The organism is uncultured Tenacibaculum sp. (assembly GCF_947502995.1).
Taxonomy (GTDB): Bacteria; Bacteroidota; Bacteroidia; order Flavobacteriales; family Flavobacteriaceae; genus Polaribacter.
In genome coordinates this window covers 1-278 of sequence record NZ_CANNBW010000079.1, presented here as the reverse complement: position 1 = coordinate 278, position 278 = coordinate 1, and the positions used below count along the sequence as shown (strand labels likewise).

Sequence of the window (278 nt, the reverse complement as noted above, 5' to 3'; positions counted from 1 at the left end):
CAACTTGGAGAAGTTGCACTAAAGTTAGATGTTTTCCAAACCCCTAAATCAGTACCGATAATCACTTCTTCTCTATTTAAAGGGTTTTGTAAAATTGATTTAACAGGAATATCCGGGAAATTCCCTTCTTTATCAAACCAAGTAGTACCACCATCGTTAGTATACCAAATGTTTCTTACACCATAATTATGAAAAGTAACAAAAATGTCATTTTCAGTAGCTCCAAATTCAATATCAGATATAGAACCTACAAACTCACTTCCTGTAATATCTGTCCA

General features: G+C 33.1%; 1 protein-coding gene. It reads right to left on the bottom strand.

Features of this window, described 5'->3' with window-relative positions:
* On the bottom strand, positions 1-278 hold a 278-nt coding region (locus tag Q1A46_RS20820), incomplete at both ends, for a hypothetical protein (protein ID WP_299683584.1).